Source organism: Pantoea sp. GbtcB22 (assembly GCF_019091025.1).
In the GTDB taxonomy this organism is placed as follows: domain Bacteria; phylum Pseudomonadota; class Gammaproteobacteria; order Enterobacterales; family Enterobacteriaceae; genus Pantoea; species Pantoea leporis.
The window spans coordinates 1,233,636-1,251,348 of sequence record NZ_JAGXKB010000001.1; the positions used below are offsets into that span (position 1 = coordinate 1,233,636).

11 protein-coding genes are annotated in these 17,713 nt (G+C 52.6%); 3 read left to right on the forward strand and 8 right to left on the reverse strand.

All coding sequences use genetic code 11. The features are described from left to right. Window positions 1-20: 20 nt before the first annotated feature. A complete protein-coding gene (gene idi / locus KVT28_RS05800) occupies window positions 21-554 on the reverse strand; it encodes an isopentenyl-diphosphate Delta-isomerase (RefSeq protein WP_101763150.1) in 534 nt (177 codons plus the stop codon). An 853-nt stretch (window positions 555-1,407) separates the two neighbouring features. On the opposite strand from idi, the gene KVT28_RS05805 reads away from it, so the two are divergent. Beyond that, complete coding sequence (locus KVT28_RS05805) at window positions 1,408-3,636, forward strand: AAA family ATPase (RefSeq protein ID WP_101763151.1); 2,229 nt, start codon at window positions 1,408-1,410, stop codon at window positions 3,634-3,636. A 614-nt stretch (window positions 3,637-4,250) separates the two neighbouring features. Here KVT28_RS05805 and KVT28_RS05810 read toward each other — a convergent pair. Then, window positions 4,251-6,146 (reverse strand): methyl-accepting chemotaxis protein, encoded by a 1,896-nt coding sequence (locus KVT28_RS05810; protein WP_101763152.1) that lies wholly within the window; start codon window positions 6,144-6,146, stop codon window positions 4,251-4,253. Window positions 6,147-6,298: 152 nt separating this feature from the next. Next, window positions 6,299-7,411: a suppressor of fused domain protein gene (locus tag KVT28_RS05815; protein ID WP_008102641.1), complete on the reverse strand. Its 1,113-nt coding sequence runs from the start codon at window positions 7,409-7,411 to the stop codon at window positions 6,299-6,301. A 225-nt stretch (window positions 7,412-7,636) separates the two neighbouring features. On the opposite strand from KVT28_RS05815, the gene KVT28_RS05820 reads away from it, so the two are divergent. Next, on the forward strand, window positions 7,637-7,930 hold the full coding sequence (locus tag KVT28_RS05820) for a hypothetical protein (RefSeq protein ID WP_110865780.1): 294 nt from the start codon (window positions 7,637-7,639) through the stop codon (window positions 7,928-7,930). Window positions 7,931-7,933: 3 nt separating this feature from the next. Here the strand turns inward: KVT28_RS05820 and KVT28_RS05825 are convergent, their stop codons facing one another. Next, entirely contained in the window at window positions 7,934-8,797 is an 864-nt protein-coding gene (locus tag KVT28_RS05825; protein WP_192414235.1) for an oxygenase MpaB family protein, read from the reverse strand. Window positions 8,798-8,912: 115 nt separating this feature from the next. After that, a complete protein-coding gene (bglX, locus tag KVT28_RS05830; protein ID WP_217547186.1) occupies window positions 8,913-11,210 on the reverse strand; it encodes a beta-glucosidase BglX in 2,298 nt (765 codons plus the stop codon). 154 nt (window positions 11,211-11,364) lie between these two features. On the opposite strand from bglX, the gene dld reads away from it, so the two are divergent. Next, window positions 11,365-13,074: a D-lactate dehydrogenase gene (gene dld, locus KVT28_RS05835; RefSeq protein WP_217547188.1), complete on the forward strand. Its 1,710-nt coding sequence runs from the start codon at window positions 11,365-11,367 to the stop codon at window positions 13,072-13,074. A 134-nt stretch (window positions 13,075-13,208) separates the two neighbouring features. Here dld and KVT28_RS05840 read toward each other — a convergent pair whose 3' ends face one another. The 3 genes from KVT28_RS05840 to KVT28_RS05850 all read right to left on the reverse strand — a co-directional run bounded on the left by KVT28_RS05840 (window position 13,209) and on the right by KVT28_RS05850 (window position 17,644). After that, entirely contained in the window at window positions 13,209-15,650 is a 2,442-nt protein-coding gene (locus tag KVT28_RS05840; RefSeq protein ID WP_217547190.1) for a DUF3772 domain-containing protein, read from the reverse strand. A gap of 254 nt (window positions 15,651-15,904) precedes the next feature. Next, the gene (gene pbpG, locus KVT28_RS05845; RefSeq protein ID WP_137385419.1) at window positions 15,905-16,834 is read right to left on the reverse strand and encodes a D-alanyl-D-alanine endopeptidase; all 930 of its coding nucleotides are present in this window, start codon (window positions 16,832-16,834) and stop codon (window positions 15,905-15,907) included. A gap of 222 nt (window positions 16,835-17,056) precedes the next feature. Continuing rightward, window positions 17,057-17,644: a Yip1 family protein gene (locus tag KVT28_RS05850; protein ID WP_217547193.1), complete on the reverse strand. Its 588-nt coding sequence runs from the start codon at window positions 17,642-17,644 to the stop codon at window positions 17,057-17,059. Window positions 17,645-17,713: the final 69 nt, after the last annotated feature.

Sequence of the window (17,713 nt, forward strand, 5' to 3'; positions counted from 1 at the left end):
ATAAATGGCGACCTTCGTCTTTAAGCCGTCAGGCGAAACTCGCCCAGCGTATTGGGAATGCGCGGGAAGGTATGCAAAAACCACGGCGTGAACTGCGCCGGATTCTCCTGCATCTCCTGCTGAATCTGCGCAATCGAGCGATAGCACCATGCATCCGCCTCTTCCGGGTTGAGGACCGGCTGCTCATCGCTGATGGCGAAGAACACGTGCCCATATTCATGCTCGGTCAAGCCGTTACTCAGCGGCAGGTTGTAGCTCAGCTCAAACACCGGCGTTAACGCAACATTCATGCCCATCTCTTCACGCAAACGGCGCTCGGCGGCATCGCGCGTGGATTCCTGCGGATAGGGATGACTGCAGCAGGTGTTACTCCACAATCCACCACAGTGATATTTAGTGCTGGCACGGCGTTGCAGCAGCACTTCATGGCGCGAATTGAACACGTAAACCGTCACCGCGCGATGCAGCAATCCTTTTTCATGCACTTCCAGCTTTTCCATTTTGCCGATAGGGCGATCGAGGTGGTCAACGAGAATAACTTCAATGGCGGGCATGACAACTCCTTCGGAAAATTCGCAGCTATTGTACACAACCTCCAAGGGGTTGATGGAGGAAATAGCGCACATTCCGTGCGTTAACGTGGGCACATTAAAGCGTAGCAGCCTGCGGAGGATTCATCGTAAAAGAGGGTAGATTGACGTTATCGCCCTAACTCTTTCAGCTCAATTGGCGGACAGTAGCAGGATGCGCGGGCAGCTTATCGCATGAAGCGCCCCACACCTGGTTGTAAATGAAGTCTGTCAAACCTTCGATCACACACGCGTTCGAGATCACAACGTGCCGATGTGCCACCCAACTTTCATTGCGCTATTCCTTTAATATGAATTTAAAGCCTACGCTGCGTCAGTTTGAATTTTGAATGTAAGGTGAAATGACATCAAGTGCGGCAATATCTTTCCAAAGTTGCTTTCCTCATAGTTCAGCCAAGCGTTTAGTCGAGTCATGAATGATGTCATTAATTACTTGAACATTTTAATGATCCAGCGTTATTATATCTGAACATATACCGTTATTAACTATCCCAGTTATGATTTAGTAGATTGTATATGGCTAGTTGAAGCCCTGCGTACCTTACTATCAGCTAACTTGTTAAAATATAGCAACATTTCTTTTATCTATTCATGACAACCCTCTAAGTATGCATATTATTGAATATATACATATGTTAACTTTTTAAGGATAGTGGAGGTTCGAATCAGTCAACGGAGGATTGGATTTGGGATAATGTATGAGATGAAGTACCAAACTTGACACCGACGCATTAAACTAACGATTATCTAATTGAATAAATATCAACATGTAATTTAAACAGCATGCCATAAACTTAATTAAATGTGAGATATCAAAATGGAACTTAGATTAAAAAACATAACAAGTTATAGTAAAGAACAAACCACAAAAATAGACTTAAGAAAAAAAATAAACATTATTTATGGACAAAATGGCGCTGGGAAGTCAACAATATCCAATTTTTTCTATAACATGAGCGATGCATCTTTTAAGGAATGTGAGTGTACATTCATTCAACATTATCGACCTTTTGTATATAATGCTAAATTTATTGAAGAAAACTTCTTCAATACTGCCGAACAAAAAGGAGTTTTTACCCTTAGCAAAGAAAATGCTGATATCGAAAAGGAAATAGCCGAAAAAGAATCAGAAAAACAATCACTTACAAAACAATACTTAGAAAAAAAGGCTTATTTGGATAATTTAGTTGAAAATGAAAATAAAGCAGAAATTAAATGTATTGATGCAGTCTGGAGTAAAACAGAAAATATCAGAGCATCCTCTTTAAAATCATTAATGAAAGGAAGTCTAGGCAGCAAAAAATCATTCTTCGAAAAATTAAAGCCTTCTCAAAGGCTTCCTGGAATAGATCTTAACTCACTCATTCAAGAATATGATGAGTTACTAAGACATAACAATATAGAATCCCCAACAATTACCTTACCAATAAAAGACTTTTTATTACCTAGTGAACATGACCTATTAGCAACACCTATTATTGACCTCAGTAATAGTTACCTTTCTGATAATATAAAAGAATTGAATAACCTTGACTGGGTGAAAACTGGTAAAGAGCTATATCTTAGAGAAAAAACTTGCCCTTTTTGCCAAGAAAAAACAATAAGCGATGACTTCACAAAAGCTATCGAATCAATCTTTGATGAAAGCTATAACAAAAAAACAAATCAAATAAAGATAATTAAAAACAAATTAAGCAAGGAAATGGAAGATAACTTACAACTGGTCGAACTTGAGCTAACACAATGCTTAATTTTAACTGACGATGAAAAAAATAAATCTTTAACATATATAAAAGTATTGCATAAAATTCTTAGTGCAAACATTTCATTACTCAATGATAAAATAAACAACCCTTCGATATCGATTACTTTAAATTTCGACAACGAATCCTACAATAATATTTTCGAAGACATAGTTAAATATAATATTAAAATTAACGACATTAACGCAAAGTCTAAAACTTTCAAACGTAGTGAAAACATTATTCAAGGAAAAATATGGGCAGGAGCGAAAGATTTTTGCCATATAGACTTTGATGACCTAAACAAAAGCAGCTTGAAAAATAAATCATTAATAGAGATCGCAAGAAAAGATTTAGATTTAATAATTAAGAAAGGAAAGGATAATAACAATCGGATATCAGAATTACGTACTAATGTCTCGAACATTGATTTAACAATAGATTCTATTAACAACAGACTTAAAAACCTTGGCATTGACAATTTCAGCATAAAAAAACACTTATCTAGCGAAGATAAATATGTCATCTCGCGTGCAGACAATACCTCTACTGAAGGGGTATATCGCTCACTTAGTGAAGGTGAAAAAACCCTAATTACTTTCCTTTATTTTATAGAATACTGCAAAGGGAAAACTGATAAATTAGATTATGATAACAGGGAATCGCTTATAGTTATTGATGATCCAATTTCAAGCTTATCGCAAAACTACATTTATGATATAGCATCAATGATTCACTTTGAAGTTCTGGAAACTCCTCAACCTAAGAAGATAATAATACTTACCCATAACTTATACTTTTTCCATGAATTGGTTAAATTGGCGCCCCGAAGCAGAAATGATAAAATTTTCAAGAGAGATTATAGTCTAGGAAGAATAAGCAAAAACACGCATAGTACTTTCGAGGAAATTGAAAAAAGTAGTTTGAAAAATGAATATCAATCTTTATGGCAGTTATTAAAAGATGCTCAAGATGGAAAAATTAATAAAATTATTATACCTAACATAATGAGAAATATACTTGAATATTACTTTGCATTCGTACATAAAACAGATGCACTTCAAGCTGAACTCATAAAGCTTGCTAAAGATGAAAATAACCAAAGCTTTAGAGCATTCTATCGTTTTATTAATAGAGGCTCACATTCAGATGCAGTAAACATTTCAGACATGGGTGACATTTCACCTCAAAAATATATAGATCAATTAAAGAAAATATTTATCATGACTGGCGACGAAAAGCATTATATTAAAATGATGGAAATAGATGAGCCGGACGAGGAAGATGAGGTTGCTACCGCTTAGGCCGCATATCATCGGGTTGGGTAAGAACGACGGTGTTTACACACCGTCTCCCAACGACCAAAACGATAGCGATTGTACTGACGTACGTTCACTAGTTTTAACATGAGGTAATCTCCATGCAAGCACCATTGTTGCCAATAGCAGCCTTTACACCCTTTGTATAAAGCTAATACGAAGAGTTATGCAAAGTAGATATCCCAAGCGGTAACCCGGGGATTTTATTGTATTCTGATGAAAAGGTCCACTACATACCATCGAATTAGTTGTATAAGCTTTTTTTCACGTAAACGTTGTTAACGTTCCCCACGTCAAAATAATGGTTTCCATTACAAAGGAGTGAAAGCTTGGTTAAGCAAATCTATGGGATCTAAATGCCTTCGACTTACATGCCTCAACAAAAAAGTTAATGATGAGTTGTTAAGAGGTGCAGTTGATTCAAAATCGACTGAATCGCCCGCAATCGCCGATTTTTGATCTTTTATTGAAGGGTAAGTTAGTTGATCGCTGCACAGGTGCCAATACTACGCTGCATACCGTGCGTGAAGAGATTCGTAATCAGTTTTCGCAAGCGGTTTGATAGCGGTCGCCATGCATGGCGACCGACTCCACAAAACTTACAGCTTAAAGCTTTGCACCACCTGCTCCAGCTGCACGCTTTGCTGCTGCATCGACTGCGCGGCGGCTGAAACCTGCTCGACGAGCGCGGCGTTCTGCTGAGTGCTGCCGTCCAGCTGGGTAATCGCCACGTTAACCTGATCGATGCCCATGCTCTGCTCGCGGCTCGCTGACATGATTTCGCTCATCAGCGTAGTCACGCTGCTGACGCCCTGCATCAGCTCATCCATGGTTTGCCCGGCCTGCTCCACCAGTTGGCTGCCGGTATCAATATTCGCCACCGACTCCTCAATCAGCTTCTTAATTTCACGCGCCGAGTTAGCCGAGCGCTGTGCCAGGTTGCGCACTTCCGAGGCCACCACGGCAAAACCGCGCCCCTGTTCACCGGCGCGCGCCGCCTCTACCGCGGCGTTCAGCGCCAGGATGTTGGTCTGGAAGGCGATGCTGTCGATGACGCTGATGATATCAACCACTTTGCGCGAAGAGTGATTAATCGCGCCCATGGTGGTGACCACCTGACGCACCACTTCGGTGCCGCGTGCCGCAACCTGCGACGCGCCATCCGCCAGCTGATTCGCATGCGTGGCGTTATCGGCGTTCTGACGCACCGTGCCGGTCAGCTCTTCCATTGATGCTGCCGTTTCAACAATCGAACTGGCCTGCGATTCGGTACGCGCCGAGAGATCGGCGTTGCCGCTGGCAATTTCACGCGAAGCCGCCGTAATCGCCAGCGCGCTATCGCCCACCTGACGCATCAGGCCTTGCAGATAGGCGATGAACTGGTTGAAGCTCTGCGCCACGGCGTTGAATTCCGGGCTATTACTGGCGGGCAGACGCTGCGTCAAATCGGCACCGCCGGTCGATAAAGCTTCAATGTTGCTGTTCAGCACCGCGAGGCGTTTCATCATGGCGCGCACAAAGCCCAGCAGCACCAACAGCAGGATCACCGCCAGCGGAATCTGCACCAGACCCAGACGCGTCAACATGCTGTGAGTTTGCGCATCCAGCAAGCTCGACGGCACATCGCTGGCGAGATACCACGGGCTACCGGCAATCGCCTGCACGAACAGCGTGTGTTCGCCATCTTCACCTGCAAAGGTGGTTTGCGCGGGCTGGCTGCCCGCCTGCGCCAGCAGACCTTTTAACGCGGACGCCATCGGCAGCTGGGTATCGGCGAGGTTTTCCAGCTTCGGCGCACCATCCACCAGCGCGGCGTTACCCACCACTTTACCGTCAGCTTCAACGATCAGTACGCGGCCCTGAATCGCCTCACCCATCTGTTTTGCCAGCTGGTTGAAGAAGCCGAGCGTTACGTCAATGGTCGCTACGCCCCATACGGTGCCATCGCGATAGATCGCCATTGCACAGTTGGTACGCGGCTGCGGGCTGGCGGCATCCTGATACGCTTTCGCCCACGCGCACTGGCCCTTCGGCGCAGCCAAACCATCTTTGTACCAGGATTGCTCCCAGTATTTGTCGGCGGCGTCCGAGTTCCAGTAAGTGTTGACCTGCAGCTGGTTACTGGCGTTGCGCGCAAAGAACGAGCTGTTTTTCTCTTTGGCCGGATCGCGACGGTTCGGTAACGGCCAGATGCCACCGCCGAACACGTTGCTGTCCTGATATTGGTTAACTAAGGCGGGCAGCAAGGTATCAATGGCTGCGCTGTCCATCACGCCTGCGGCTTCGGTAATGGCGCGCTGCTGTGCCTGGACGCGGTTCATCTGCTCGACGATGCGTCCGGCCAGGCCGTCCACTTCGTAACGTACCAGACGACTTTCATTTTCGGAGAGTTGCGGAGCGATAAACTGATTAATTACCAGCACGGTAACCAGCATCAGACCGGCAAAAAAGGCGACCAGCGTCGCGGTGAAACGGGATTGTGTTGTTTTGAACATTATGTGTGCCCTTACCCTGGTTGGCGAGTTGCCTGATCGAGGTTAACGGCGTGTTAATGGGGAACTTGAGGTGAGCACGATCACAAAGCAGTGAAATAGTTGATTTGGGTGATAATTTAAAATCGTAGGGTCGGCATCGATGCCGACCTGATTTACGGAGCGGGAGTTTCAACCACTTCCTGGCGCGGCCGGAACACATGATTATTGCCGTCCGCCAGCAAACGTTGCAGCAGCTGCTGCCCACCGCGATCGTCAGCCTGCGCAAACTGGCGTTCGGCTTCAGTAATTGGCGTGGACCACAGCAGATTCACGCGATCGCCATCGCGTTTCGGCAGGCGGAATTGCGCCGCTTCGGGAGCGAGATCGTTGGCCAGCAGGAAGCTTTCAAAGCCAACCGGCGCCACTTCCGACGCCAGCGTATGCCCTTCGCCAATCCAGGTCAGGCGCGCCCACGGCAGATGGGCAAACTCAGCCAGCGCGCTCGCCATCTGCACCGCATTGGCTTCGGTCATCACTTCACCGTCTACCGCCATCGCCAGCTCGACGCGGCGATACTGCGGCGCCAGCTCGTCAAACAGGTGATCCACCTGCGGCATCGGACGGATCCCCATGCCCAGCGTCAGGAAATACCAAACGCCATTGTGCAAGTGCTGCGAAATCGCCATTGGCGGCCAGTTGCCTTGATCGATGGAGTAATATTTTACCGATTCGCCAAACTGCGCCTGATAACACTGCATCAGCTCGCGCTGCACCACATCCCACAAGTGTCCGTCGTGCCAGTCACGCCAGAAGTGACGCTGCTGTTCAGCGCGCGCGTAGTAATCGTTGGTGGAGGCCGATCCCAGCGGTGCGGTCAGGCGATTCTCTTTGATGCAGGCAGCAGAAAAACTCACCTGCTTATCCTGATACAGGCTCCAGCCGGGGATCACCGCCAGCAGCTGGCCGTAATACCACAGCGCGGCGCCGTCGTCGCTGGGCTCCCACAGCACCTGTAAGCCGGCGGGATCGAGCATCGGCTCGGCTTCCAGCGTGCGGCAATACTCGGCACTCAGCAGCGGCGCGATGCCCTGCTCCATCGCTTCACGATCTTCCTGCGCGGGCGCAGGCAGCAGGTTACGCAGCCAGCAGCCGCGCACCGCGTATTGGCTGCGAAACAGGTCATTCGGCCAGATATAAAAATAGGCCGTACGCGCATCCTGCTCGACGATCGCGGTTAGTGTGTGTTGCTGATTCGGCACCTCAGCAATCAGAGGTTGGTGGGTCATAACGCCTCGATATTACCTGGAGGAATCCATTTTCCCCGAGAATAGAGCAGGATCGGCACTCGTGCCATGTGACACAAGGGTAAAACTCTCAAAGTGCCAGAAGGGAAAGATGAGTGCGGCTTATCAATTGCCGCTTAACACGCTGACAAGCTTCAGATTAATTTGCGATTCTTTTACCATTTCACGTGATATGGTTTGCGCATTCACCTCTTTGGAGCTGCCATCATGGTGCTGCAAAACCTCGATCTGAACCTGCGTGACGTGGTTATTTTCGCGATGTTGGTGTGGCTGTTTATCCGTTATACATGGGTGATGACGTCGCTGACGCTATTGCTGGGCGGCGTGGCGTTGCTGGTGTTATTACCGCTTGATATCTATTACAGCCTGCTGCCGCTGGCGCTGATTGGCCTCGGACTTGGCATGATGCTGCACCATTATCAGCAACGTCAGCAGGCACTAAAACGTGAAGCGCGCACACCGCGCACCTACACGCAGAAAGAGGATGAGCTGCATTTGTAACGCTTAGCGGCCCATGCGCTGCATGGCGCGAGTATAAGCGCCGCGCTGAATCGACCAGCGCAGCAGCCCCGCAATCACCGCCATTTCCCGATCCACACGCCACTGCGTTAGCGGCCCAACTGGCTGCTGAATCTGCTGTTGTGCCCAGTCAGGCAACAATCCCATTCCCGCTTTCAGCATCACGCGCATTGCCGGTTTCGCCTGCCAGCTAGGTGCAGGCGCGTTAATCAGCAATTGCATCACCTCCAGCGTGCGCGCATCACAGAGCAACTCGGGCCGCATCATCTGTAGATACGCCTCAACCGCCTGCACGCTTTTCGGCACCCGCTGTGCGCCAAGCGCCTCGGCAACTAATGCCGCTTCCTGATAGTAACGATCCTGATCGGCCAGGCTGAGCTGCGGATTTTTGTAGCGCAGATGCGCCGCCAGAAAACGGCTGGTTTCCGCGACGTGTACCCAGGTGAGCAGATGCGGATCGCTGGCGGCATACGGCTTGCCCGCGTTATCGACGCCGGTGACGCGCAGGTGAATCCGTTTGACGCGGTCGATGAGGATGTTGGCATCGGCGGTGTTACCGAAGGTGGTGACGGCGATAAACTGGCTGGTGCGCCGCAGGCGGCCCATCATGTCCTGCCGGAAATTGGAGTGATCCCACACGCCCGCCAGCGCCGCCGGATGCAGCATCTGCAGCATTAAGGCGCTGATACCGCCGCACAGCATCGAGGGGAAGTCGCCATGGACGCGCCAGATAACGTGGTCCGGGCCAAATAAACCGGGATCGCCAGGCGGTTGCGAGATGTCGAATTCGTTGAGTGACAGGCCGTTGAGGCGGAAGACTTGCTGTTGGATGCGTTCGCGGATGTTCATGGGTTTGTGCGCTCATTGGCCTGGTCGGCATGAATGCCGACCCTACAAATCACCGAAGCATAACATGTAGGGTCAGCATTCATGCTGACCGAGCGAAAGAGCGCAACAATCTTACTTACAGATAATCAAACTGCGCATCCTGCGTGCGCACTGAATCCAGTCCAATCATCACGTTGAATTTGCCTGGCTCGGCAACCTGCTGCATCTTCTGGTTCCAGAATTTCAGCGCATCAACGTCGATCTTAAACTTCACGGTCTGCGATTCACCGGCTTTCAGCATGATGCGCTGGAAGCCGCGCAGCTCCTGCACCGGACGGCTAATGCTGGCGACCGGATCGTTGAGATAGAGCTGCACCACGGTTGCACCATCGCGTTTACCGCTATTGGTCACGGTCACTGACGCTTCCACCGAGCCGTTACGCGGCATAGTGCGTGACGACATCTTCACCGGCGACACCGTGAAGCTGGTGTAGCTCAGGCCGTAACCAAACGGATAAAGCGGACCGTTCACCGCATCGTAGTAGTGCGAGGTGTACTTGTTCGGCTTGGCGAAGTTGTAGGGACGACCGGTTGGCAAGTGGTTGTAGTAAATCGGAATCTGTCCCACCGAACGTGGGAAGGAGACCGGCAGCTTGCCCGACGGGTTGTAATCGCCGAACAGCACATCGGCGATCGCGTTACCGCCTTCGGTGCCGCTAAACCAGGTTTCCAGCATCGCATCGGCTTGCTGATCTTCCTTCACCACCGTCAGCGGACGGCCGTTCATCAGCACGATCACCAGCGGTTTGCCGGTGGCCTTCAGTGCGGCCAGCAGCTTCTGCTGACTTTCCGGGATCACCAAATCGCTGCGGCTGGAGGCTTCGTGCGCCATGCCCTGCGCTTCACCCACGGCAGCCACCACCACATCAGCTTTTTTCGCCTGCGCTACCGCTTCGTCAATCAGCTCCTGCGGTGAACGCTTGTCCACGCTGACCGCCTGCTCATACAGATTGAGGAAGTCCTGAATGCCTTTGTTGTCGATGATGTTAGCGCCTTTGGCGTACAGCACCGTGCCTTTGCCCGCCATCGCATTGCGCACGCCTTGCAGCAGCGGAATCGACTGTTTCGCCACGCCGGCGGCCGACCAGCTGCCCATGATGTCGCGCTGGCTATCCGCTAGCGGACCCACCAACGCAATGGTGGCGTCTTTCTTCAGCGGCAGCGTTTCGCGCCAGTTTTTCAGCAGCACAATGCTTTTACGCGCCACGTCACGCGCTTCGGCGCGATGTAAACGGCTTTCCGCATTGGTGTCCTGCGGATCACTCTCTTTCGGCCCTAAATGGCTGTAAGGATCGTTAAACAAGCCCATGTCATATTTGACGTTCAGCACATGGCGCGCGGCATCGTCCACTTCCGCCATGCTCACCGCGCCGCTCTTCACCAGGCCCGGCAGATATTTGCTGTAGTACTCGTCGCTCATGCTCATGTCGATGCCTGATTTCATCGCAATGCGCACCGCATCCTGTGGATCGCTGGCCACGCCGTGTTTAATCAGTTCTTTAATCGCACCGTGATCGCTAATGGTGATGCCTTTGAACTTCCAGTCGCCGCGCAGGATGTCTTTCAGCAGCCAACTGTCTGCCGTAGCCGGCGTGCCATTCAATGAGTTAAGCGCCACCATTACGCCACCGCTGCCCGCATCCAATGAGGCTTTATACGGCGGCAGATAATCCTGGAACAGGCGCTGCGGGCTCATGTCGACGGTGTTGTAATCTCGTCCACCTTCCACTGCGCCGTAGGCCGCGAAGTGCTTCACGCTGGTCATGATCGAGTAGCGATCCGCCGCGCTTTTGCCCTGCATGGCTTTCACCATGCTGCTGCCCATTTGCGCGCTGAGGAAGGTGTCTTCACCAAAGCCTTCCGAGCCGCGTCCCCAACGAGGTTCGCGGGACACATCAACCATCGGCGCCCACGTCATGTTGAGGCCGTCATCCGCGGCTTCATAAGCAGAGACGCGTCCCACCTCGGCGATGGCATCCAGATCCCAGCTTGCCGCCAGGCCAAGTGGAATCGGGAAAATGGTGCGCTGACCGTGCACCACGTCATAGGCGAAGAACAGCGGAATTTTCAGGCGACTGAGCTGCATCACCTGATCCTGCATGGCGCGAATATCCTGACGCGTCACGGTGTTAAAAATTGCCCCGACCTGACCGTGCTGAATCATGTCGCGAATCGCCGATTTTGGCGTATCCGGTCCTACGCTGATCAAACGCATCTGCCCGATTTTTTCATCAAGGGTCATTTTGCTGAGCAGCTGATTCACAAAGGCGTCGCGCGCCTGTTCAGTCATCGGATGTGGGCCAAACAGATCGTCCGCGAAAGCGGGTTGCATGGCTAAGGAGACAGCGAGGCTAACAGAGTAAATCCATTTCATCAGGTCGGGTTCTCTTAAGTGACTGCGCAATATCGAAATAACCGGGGCAGTTTGCCACAAGATGAGGATAGCAGGTAGCCACCATGTCACACCGCGCTCCTGTCGCTGGCGCATGCTACAGTAAAAGCGCCATGTTAAAGACAAGGATAGGCCAATGAATAACAACACTTCGCACCCTACTCTGCTCGCCGAACTGCGTCGTCTGGTCGGATCGTCGAACCTGTTAACCGACGCGGAACAGACCGCGCGCTACCGTAAAGGTTTTCGCTCGGGCGAAGGCGAAGCGCTGGCGGTGATTTTCCCCGGTTCGCTGCTTGAGCTGTGGCGTGCGTTGCAGGCGCTGGTGAGCGCCGATGCGATCATTTTGATGCAGGCCGCCAACACCGGCCTGACCGAAGGTTCCACGCCAAACGGCAACGATTACGATCGTCCAGTGGTGATCATCAGCACCTTGCGTCTGGATAAGTTGCAGCTGATCGACAACGGCAAACAGATCCTCGCCTTCCCCGGCAGCACGCTGTATCAGCTGGAAAAAGCGCTGAAGCCGCTTGGCCGCGAGCCGCATTCGGTGATCGGTTCCTCCTGCATTGGCGCCTCGGTAATGGGCGGGATTTGCAATAACTCGGGCGGTTCGCTGATCAAACGCGGTCCGGCCTACAGCGAAATGGCGCTGTTTGCGCAGATTGATGCCAGCGGCAAACTCAAGCTGGTGAACCATCTCGGCATCGATCTCGGCCATTCGCCGGAAGAGATGTTGGGTCGGCTGGATGACGATCGCTGGCAGCAGAGCGATGTGCGCTGGGATGAACGCCACGCCTCGGATCATGAATACGCCGACCGCGTGCGCGATATCCATGCAGAGACGCCAGCGCGCTTTAACGCCGATGAGCGTCGCCTGTTTGAAGCCTCCGGCTGCGCCGGTAAGTTGGCGGTGTTTGCCGTGCGTCTGGATACTTTCCCCACCGAACCGCAGCAGCAGGTGTTCTACATCGGCACTAATAATCCGGCGGAACTGGGCGATATTCGCCGCCATATACTGGCGGAATTTACCCATCTGCCGGTGGCGGGCGAATATATGCACCGCGACATTTTCGACATCGCCGAGGTGTACGGCAAAGATACTTTCGTGATGATTGATAAACTCGGCACCGACAAAATGCCGCTGTTTTTCACCCTGAAAGGCCGCGTGGATGCCTGGCTGGGCAAGCTGAACTGGGTGAAACCGCATCTCACCGATCGTTTATTGCAGCGCGTCAGCAGCTGGCTACCGGCGCATCTGCCTAAACGCCTGAAGCAGTATCGCGACAAATATGAGCATCACCTGATGCTGAAGATGTCCGGCGACGGCGTCGCCGAAGCGCAGGCCTATCTGACCGAATATTTCCGCGAAGGCGGCGGCGCGTTCTTCGCCTGTGACGCCAAAGAGGGCGCGCACGCGTTCCTGCATCGCTTTGCCGCCGCCGGTGCTGCGGTGCGCTATCACGCGGTGCATGCCGATGAAGTGGAAGACATTCTGGCGCTGGATATCGCGCTGCGTCGTAATGATGAAGCGTGGTTTGAACGCCTGCCGGCCGAGTTCGATAACGATCTGAGCCATCGTCTCTACTACGGCCACTTCTTCTGCCACGTCTTCCATCAGGATTACATCGTGAAAAAAGGCGTGGATGCGCATGCGTTAAAAGAGAAGATGCTGGCGATTTTAGCCGCGCGCGGCGCCGAGTATCCGGCCGAGCATAACGTGGGCCATCTGTATCAGGCGAAACCGCAGCTGCAGGCGTTTTATCAGCAGCTCGATCCCACCAACAGTTTTAATCCAGGAATTGGGAAAACCAGTAAGCAGAAGGGTTGGGCGGTCATAAAATAAACAACGATGTGGCCGTGTGTCAGGCCCCATCTTTTCCGATCCGTAGCGGCGCAATTAATTGCGTTGTTTTGACCTTTTCATCGCGGTCAAATTGCGCGATAAATCGCGCCGCTACAGTAGGTGCAATCACGTCATTATGGCAACGGATCGCTTTGCTGATCTTGTGCTGCGGCCACGGCGCGGCGCTCGATGATCATGGTCTGCGGCGTCGACAGCATAATGCCCTCTTTACGCAGACGCGTCAGAATATCGAACAGCAGATCGCTCTTGGCACCGGAAATCTGGCGTTGGCCGGCAACGTTGCCGGTGACGCTCAACACGATACCCGCCGGCGTCAAATCTTTGAACGACACGGACGGCTCCGGCGTCTCCAGAATACGTTCGTTCTCCTGATACACTTCCAGCAGAATTTCACGCACCCGCACCGGATCGATATCCAGCGGGAACGTCAGCAAGATGGTGACCACGCCCTGTGCGTTACCCATGGTGGCGTTACGCACGTTCTGCGAAATAAATTGCGAGTTCGGCACAATCACCGTCGATTTGTCGCCCAGTTGAATTTCGGTGGCGCGCACGTTAATACGACGGATATCCCCTTCAATGCCGCTGATGCTCACCAGATCGCCCACTTTCACCGGGCGCTCGGTCAACAGAATCAGGCCGGAAATAAAGTTCTTCACAATCTCCTGTAAGCCGAAACCGATACCGACCGACAAGGCGCTCACAATCCACGCCAGTTTGTTCCACTGCAGGCCCATAATCGACAGCGTCAGCAGGATAATCAGCACGTAACCGATATTGCTAAACAGCGTCACCAGCGAAACGCGCATGCCGACGTCCATGGTGGTTTTGGGCAGGAAATCTTTATCCAGCCAGCGACGCACCGAACGCAGCACGTAAATGCCCACCACCAGACAGAGAATCGCGTTGACCATGTGCGCCGGCACAATGTTCAGCGACTCCAGCCCTTTGCCGCCCCAGAACTCAATCACCTTCTGGATCAGCTCAATCGGCGTTGATGAGGCAAAGGTGCCGTTCAGCAGTGCCAGCGCCAGAATGGCAATCAGCACGGTTTTACCCAGCGCGCTGAGCAGCGTCGCCGCCTGTTGCAGGTAACGCTCATCAATATTCAGCGTGGTTTGCAGGCGCTTGCCGGTGGCATTGCTGGTGGAGAACAGGCTTTCGCAGCCGTCATTCACCAGATGGCTGAGGAAGTAGAACGAACCAAACAAAATGCCGCACCAAATCACTTCATAGCTAAGGAAGCGCGCCAGCGTGACGTAACCGATGATCAGTGAAATCAGGATGCCGAGCGCCGTCAGCATCAGCGCCAGCTGCACCAATCCCACCAACGTTGAACGCGCTTCAGGCTGCTGACCTTCCTGCACCATGCGGCGGCGTACGCGGTTGATGCGCATGCCGATCGCCAGTCCGGTACTGCCAATCAGCAGCGCGGTCAAGCCGTTAGCAAAAATGGTGGTATTCAGGCTGGTGCCGACGCTGTAGTTGAAGGCTTCCACCGTCTGGAAAATAAACACCAGCGCCGCAGTGAACGGCGGGAACGGCTTCAGGGCTTGCGCGACTTCGTTGGAGATGGCCGGCAAACGCCAGCTTGGGCGACGTGTGGAGAGGAACGCGCGGCCTAAACCGGCAATCAAGCCGCAATAGACGCTGAGCTGCACCAGCCGATCAACAAAATCCTGCACATCACCCGAGACTTCATCACGGCGCGTAAAGGCCAGCGCGATGAAGTTAAAGGTGATCACCACCGCGGCCAGCGTGGTGAGCGCGGTGGTGGCGGCGAGGAAGCTGCGACGTAAGCGCCCTTCCGGCATTTTATGAATGCTGACCCAGGCAAAGAACTCTTCGCTGTAGCGACGGCCCAGCGTCATCACCAGCATCGCGGCAAACAGCCAGGCCACGGTGCCGAAACGCCAGCCAGATTCCCACGACAGCGCGGCGGTGTCCTGCAATTCAGTAATGAACTCGCTGATCTTCTCGCCATCAAGATCCTGACTGCTGAGCAGCGGCGCCCAGAAGCGCGGGCCAAGGATACTGCCAGAGTTCAGCGCCAGCTGGCTTTTCAGCTGGTCACGACGCAGGTTGACGATCTGCGATGACAGCACCAGCGCACCGTTTTTGATGCCATCGGCTTGTTTGATCTGATCGTCCAGCTTGGCTTTCTGGCTCTCCAGCGCCGCACGTTTGCGCGTCACTTCAGGCGTCTCTTTCACGCCGCTGTCGGCTTTCGGTGCCGGGCCAAGAACCGCCAATTGTGCATCCAATTGCTGGCCCTGCGGGATCAACGCCTGGCCGAGGGTTTCGGCATTACCGGAAAGGTCCAGCGCCATCTCATTAAGCTGGTTGAGCTGGCTTTCATTGGTATCGCCCGAGACCTGGCCTTTAATTTTGTCGAGAATTTTCTGCATCTTAGGCAGCTCGACCGAGGCATTCACCTTGGGTGCGGCGTCCTCTGCCTGATCGTTGGGCGGCGTATCTGCGGCCACGCTCAGCGTGGGAGCTAACAGCACAAGCAGCAGTAAAAACGGGGTAAACAGATGACGAAACTTGAACATATGAATGAGATTCCAGCGTAATAACAGCCGATAAACGCAAGTGCGATCGTGAATGGCGGCTAGTTTAAGACGTTGCCGACACTGAAACTATAGGAATGAAGGTGTAAAACTTTGGCGCTAACGATAAGCGTTTTTGCAGATGAGCGTAACAACACAACGCTCAATCTGTAGCGGCGTAATCTATTGCGCATCCTGCAGAATCTGCAATGGGCAATAGATTGCGCCGCTACGGTATGTGCGTGCTTTAAATCCAGTTATTCATTATTCGCGGTCAAACCTGACTTCTGCTTTTTGTACGCCAGCGCAGCGGCCGGAACCGGTGCGGCTTTGCCGGTTTCCAGCCAGTCGCGCAGGCGGTTGGCATCGGCGAAATGGGTATATTTACCAAAGGCATCCAGCACCACCAGCGCCACCGGACGGTTATTGATCACCGTACGCATCACCAGGCAGTGCCCGGCTTCATCGGTATAACCGGTTTTGGTCAGCTGGATGCGCCAGTCGTTTTTGTACACCAGATGATTGGTGTTACGGAACGGCAGCGCGTAGCTCGGATGTTTGAATACGGCGGTGTCTTCTTTGGTGGTGCTCAGTTCGCCAATCAGCGGGTACTGTCGCGTGGCTTTCAACAGCTTGACCAGATCTTCCGCGCTGGAAACGTTCTGAATCGACAGGCCCGTCGGCTCGACATAGCGCGTGTGCGTCATGCCAAGTGAGCGTGCTTTGGCGTTCATGGCGCGAATAAACGCATCGTAACCGCCCGGATAGTGATGCGCCAGGCTGGCGGCAGCGCGGTTTTCCGAGGACATCAGCGCCAGTAGCAGCATGTTGCGGCGGCTAATTTCGCTGTTCAGTTTGACGCGGGAGAACACGCCGCGCATCTCAGCGGTATGGCTGATATCCACCGACAGCATTTCATCCATCGGCAGTTTGGCATCCAACACCACCATCGCCGTCATCACTTTGGTGAGTGAGGCGATCGGACGTACGCGGTTAGGATGGCTGGAAAACAGCACTTTGTTGTTTTCCAGATCGACAATCATGGCACTGCCGGAGGCGATTTGCGGTTGGGCAATAGGCGCCAGGTTTGCGAGTGCCGCCGGCGCAGCGAGCGCGGGCGTTATAGCGGCTGGCGCGGCGACAAACAGCGCCAGCGACAGCAAGGAAATACGCATTTTTGCAGACATCGTGTCAAAAAAATCCGGTCAGGAGTTTTGCGCTGTGTTGAGACACAGGCCGCCCGCAACAATCCAGACGGGATGCGGGCTGGCAGCAGTATCATACGCACTTACCTGAGAAATTTCTTATTGAGATTGTTTCCGGGCGTTAAAAAGGTCGCCATGAATGACGACCTTACGAGGTGAGTGCGTGTTGCGGGAAGGTCGCCATTGATGCCGACCTGGCTTTCCTCAGAACAACCGTGGCCCGTAACCCCACAGAACCACTGTCAGCGCCAGCAGCACTTCAAACACCAGCACACCAATCGCCAATGTCGATCCGGAGAAGCGCAAGCTCTCATCACGGTCGATGCTCAGGAACACCGGGATGCCGACGTAAAGCAGATAACCGGTGTAAACCAGCACCATCGCGCCCACCAGCACGCACAGCCACACCAGCGGATAGAGCGCCACCAGCCCGCTGAGGAACAGCGGCGTGGCCACATAGCCGGCAAACACCGTACAGCGCTGCAAGCTGGGACGTTGCGGATAGTTACGCGCCATCCAGTGGATCACGCGGCCCATTACCGCCACGCCGCCGAGGATAATCAGATAGAACAAAATGCCGAGACCGATACCGGTCAGTAGATTTAGTTGTACGAACTGCCCTTCGCCCAGATTCCAGCCCAGCTGCGTGGTACCGATAAAGGCGCAGATCACCGGGATCGCCGCCATTAGCAGAACATGATGGGTGTAATGGTGCGAAACGCTCTCATTTTCCTGTTTAATATCGCGCATTTCCTGACCTGGATGCGCCAGTAAACCCCAGACATGATTCATACATTTACTCCTTTGCTGCGATGGGCTGCCCTTACAGCCAACGGCCTGATCAACGGAGGCAGCGTTAGC

Bases quoted from the DNA above. Each gene is read 5' to 3' on its own strand.
- idi (WP_101763150.1), bottom strand. From the start codon at position 554: ATGCCCGCCATTGAAGTTATTCTCGTTGACCACCTCGATCGCCCTATC.
- bglX (WP_217547186.1), bottom strand. From the start codon at position 11,210: ATGAAATGGATTTACTCTGTTAGCCTCGCTGTCTCCTTAGCCATGCAA.
- KVT28_RS05825 (WP_192414235.1), bottom strand. From the start codon at position 8,797: ATGAACATCCGCGAACGCATCCAACAGCAAGTCTTCCGCCTCAACGGC.
- KVT28_RS05815 (WP_008102641.1), bottom strand. From the start codon at position 7,411: ATGACCCACCAACCTCTGATTGCTGAGGTGCCGAATCAGCAACACACA.
- dld (WP_217547188.1), top strand. From the start codon at position 11,365: ATGAATAACAACACTTCGCACCCTACTCTGCTCGCCGAACTGCGTCGT.
- KVT28_RS05850 (WP_217547193.1), bottom strand. From the start codon at position 17,644: ATGAATCATGTCTGGGGTTTACTGGCGCATCCAGGTCAGGAAATGCGC.
- KVT28_RS05840 (WP_217547190.1), bottom strand. From the start codon at position 15,650: ATGTTCAAGTTTCGTCATCTGTTTACCCCGTTTTTACTGCTGCTTGTG.
- KVT28_RS05820 (WP_110865780.1), top strand. From the start codon at position 7,637: ATGGTGCTGCAAAACCTCGATCTGAACCTGCGTGACGTGGTTATTTTC.
- KVT28_RS05810 (WP_101763152.1), bottom strand. From the start codon at position 6,146: ATGTTCAAAACAACACAATCCCGTTTCACCGCGACGCTGGTCGCCTTT.
- pbpG (WP_137385419.1), bottom strand. From the start codon at position 16,834: ATGTCTGCAAAAATGCGTATTTCCTTGCTGTCGCTGGCGCTGTTTGTC.
- KVT28_RS05805 (WP_101763151.1), top strand. From the start codon at position 1,408: ATGGAACTTAGATTAAAAAACATAACAAGTTATAGTAAAGAACAAACC.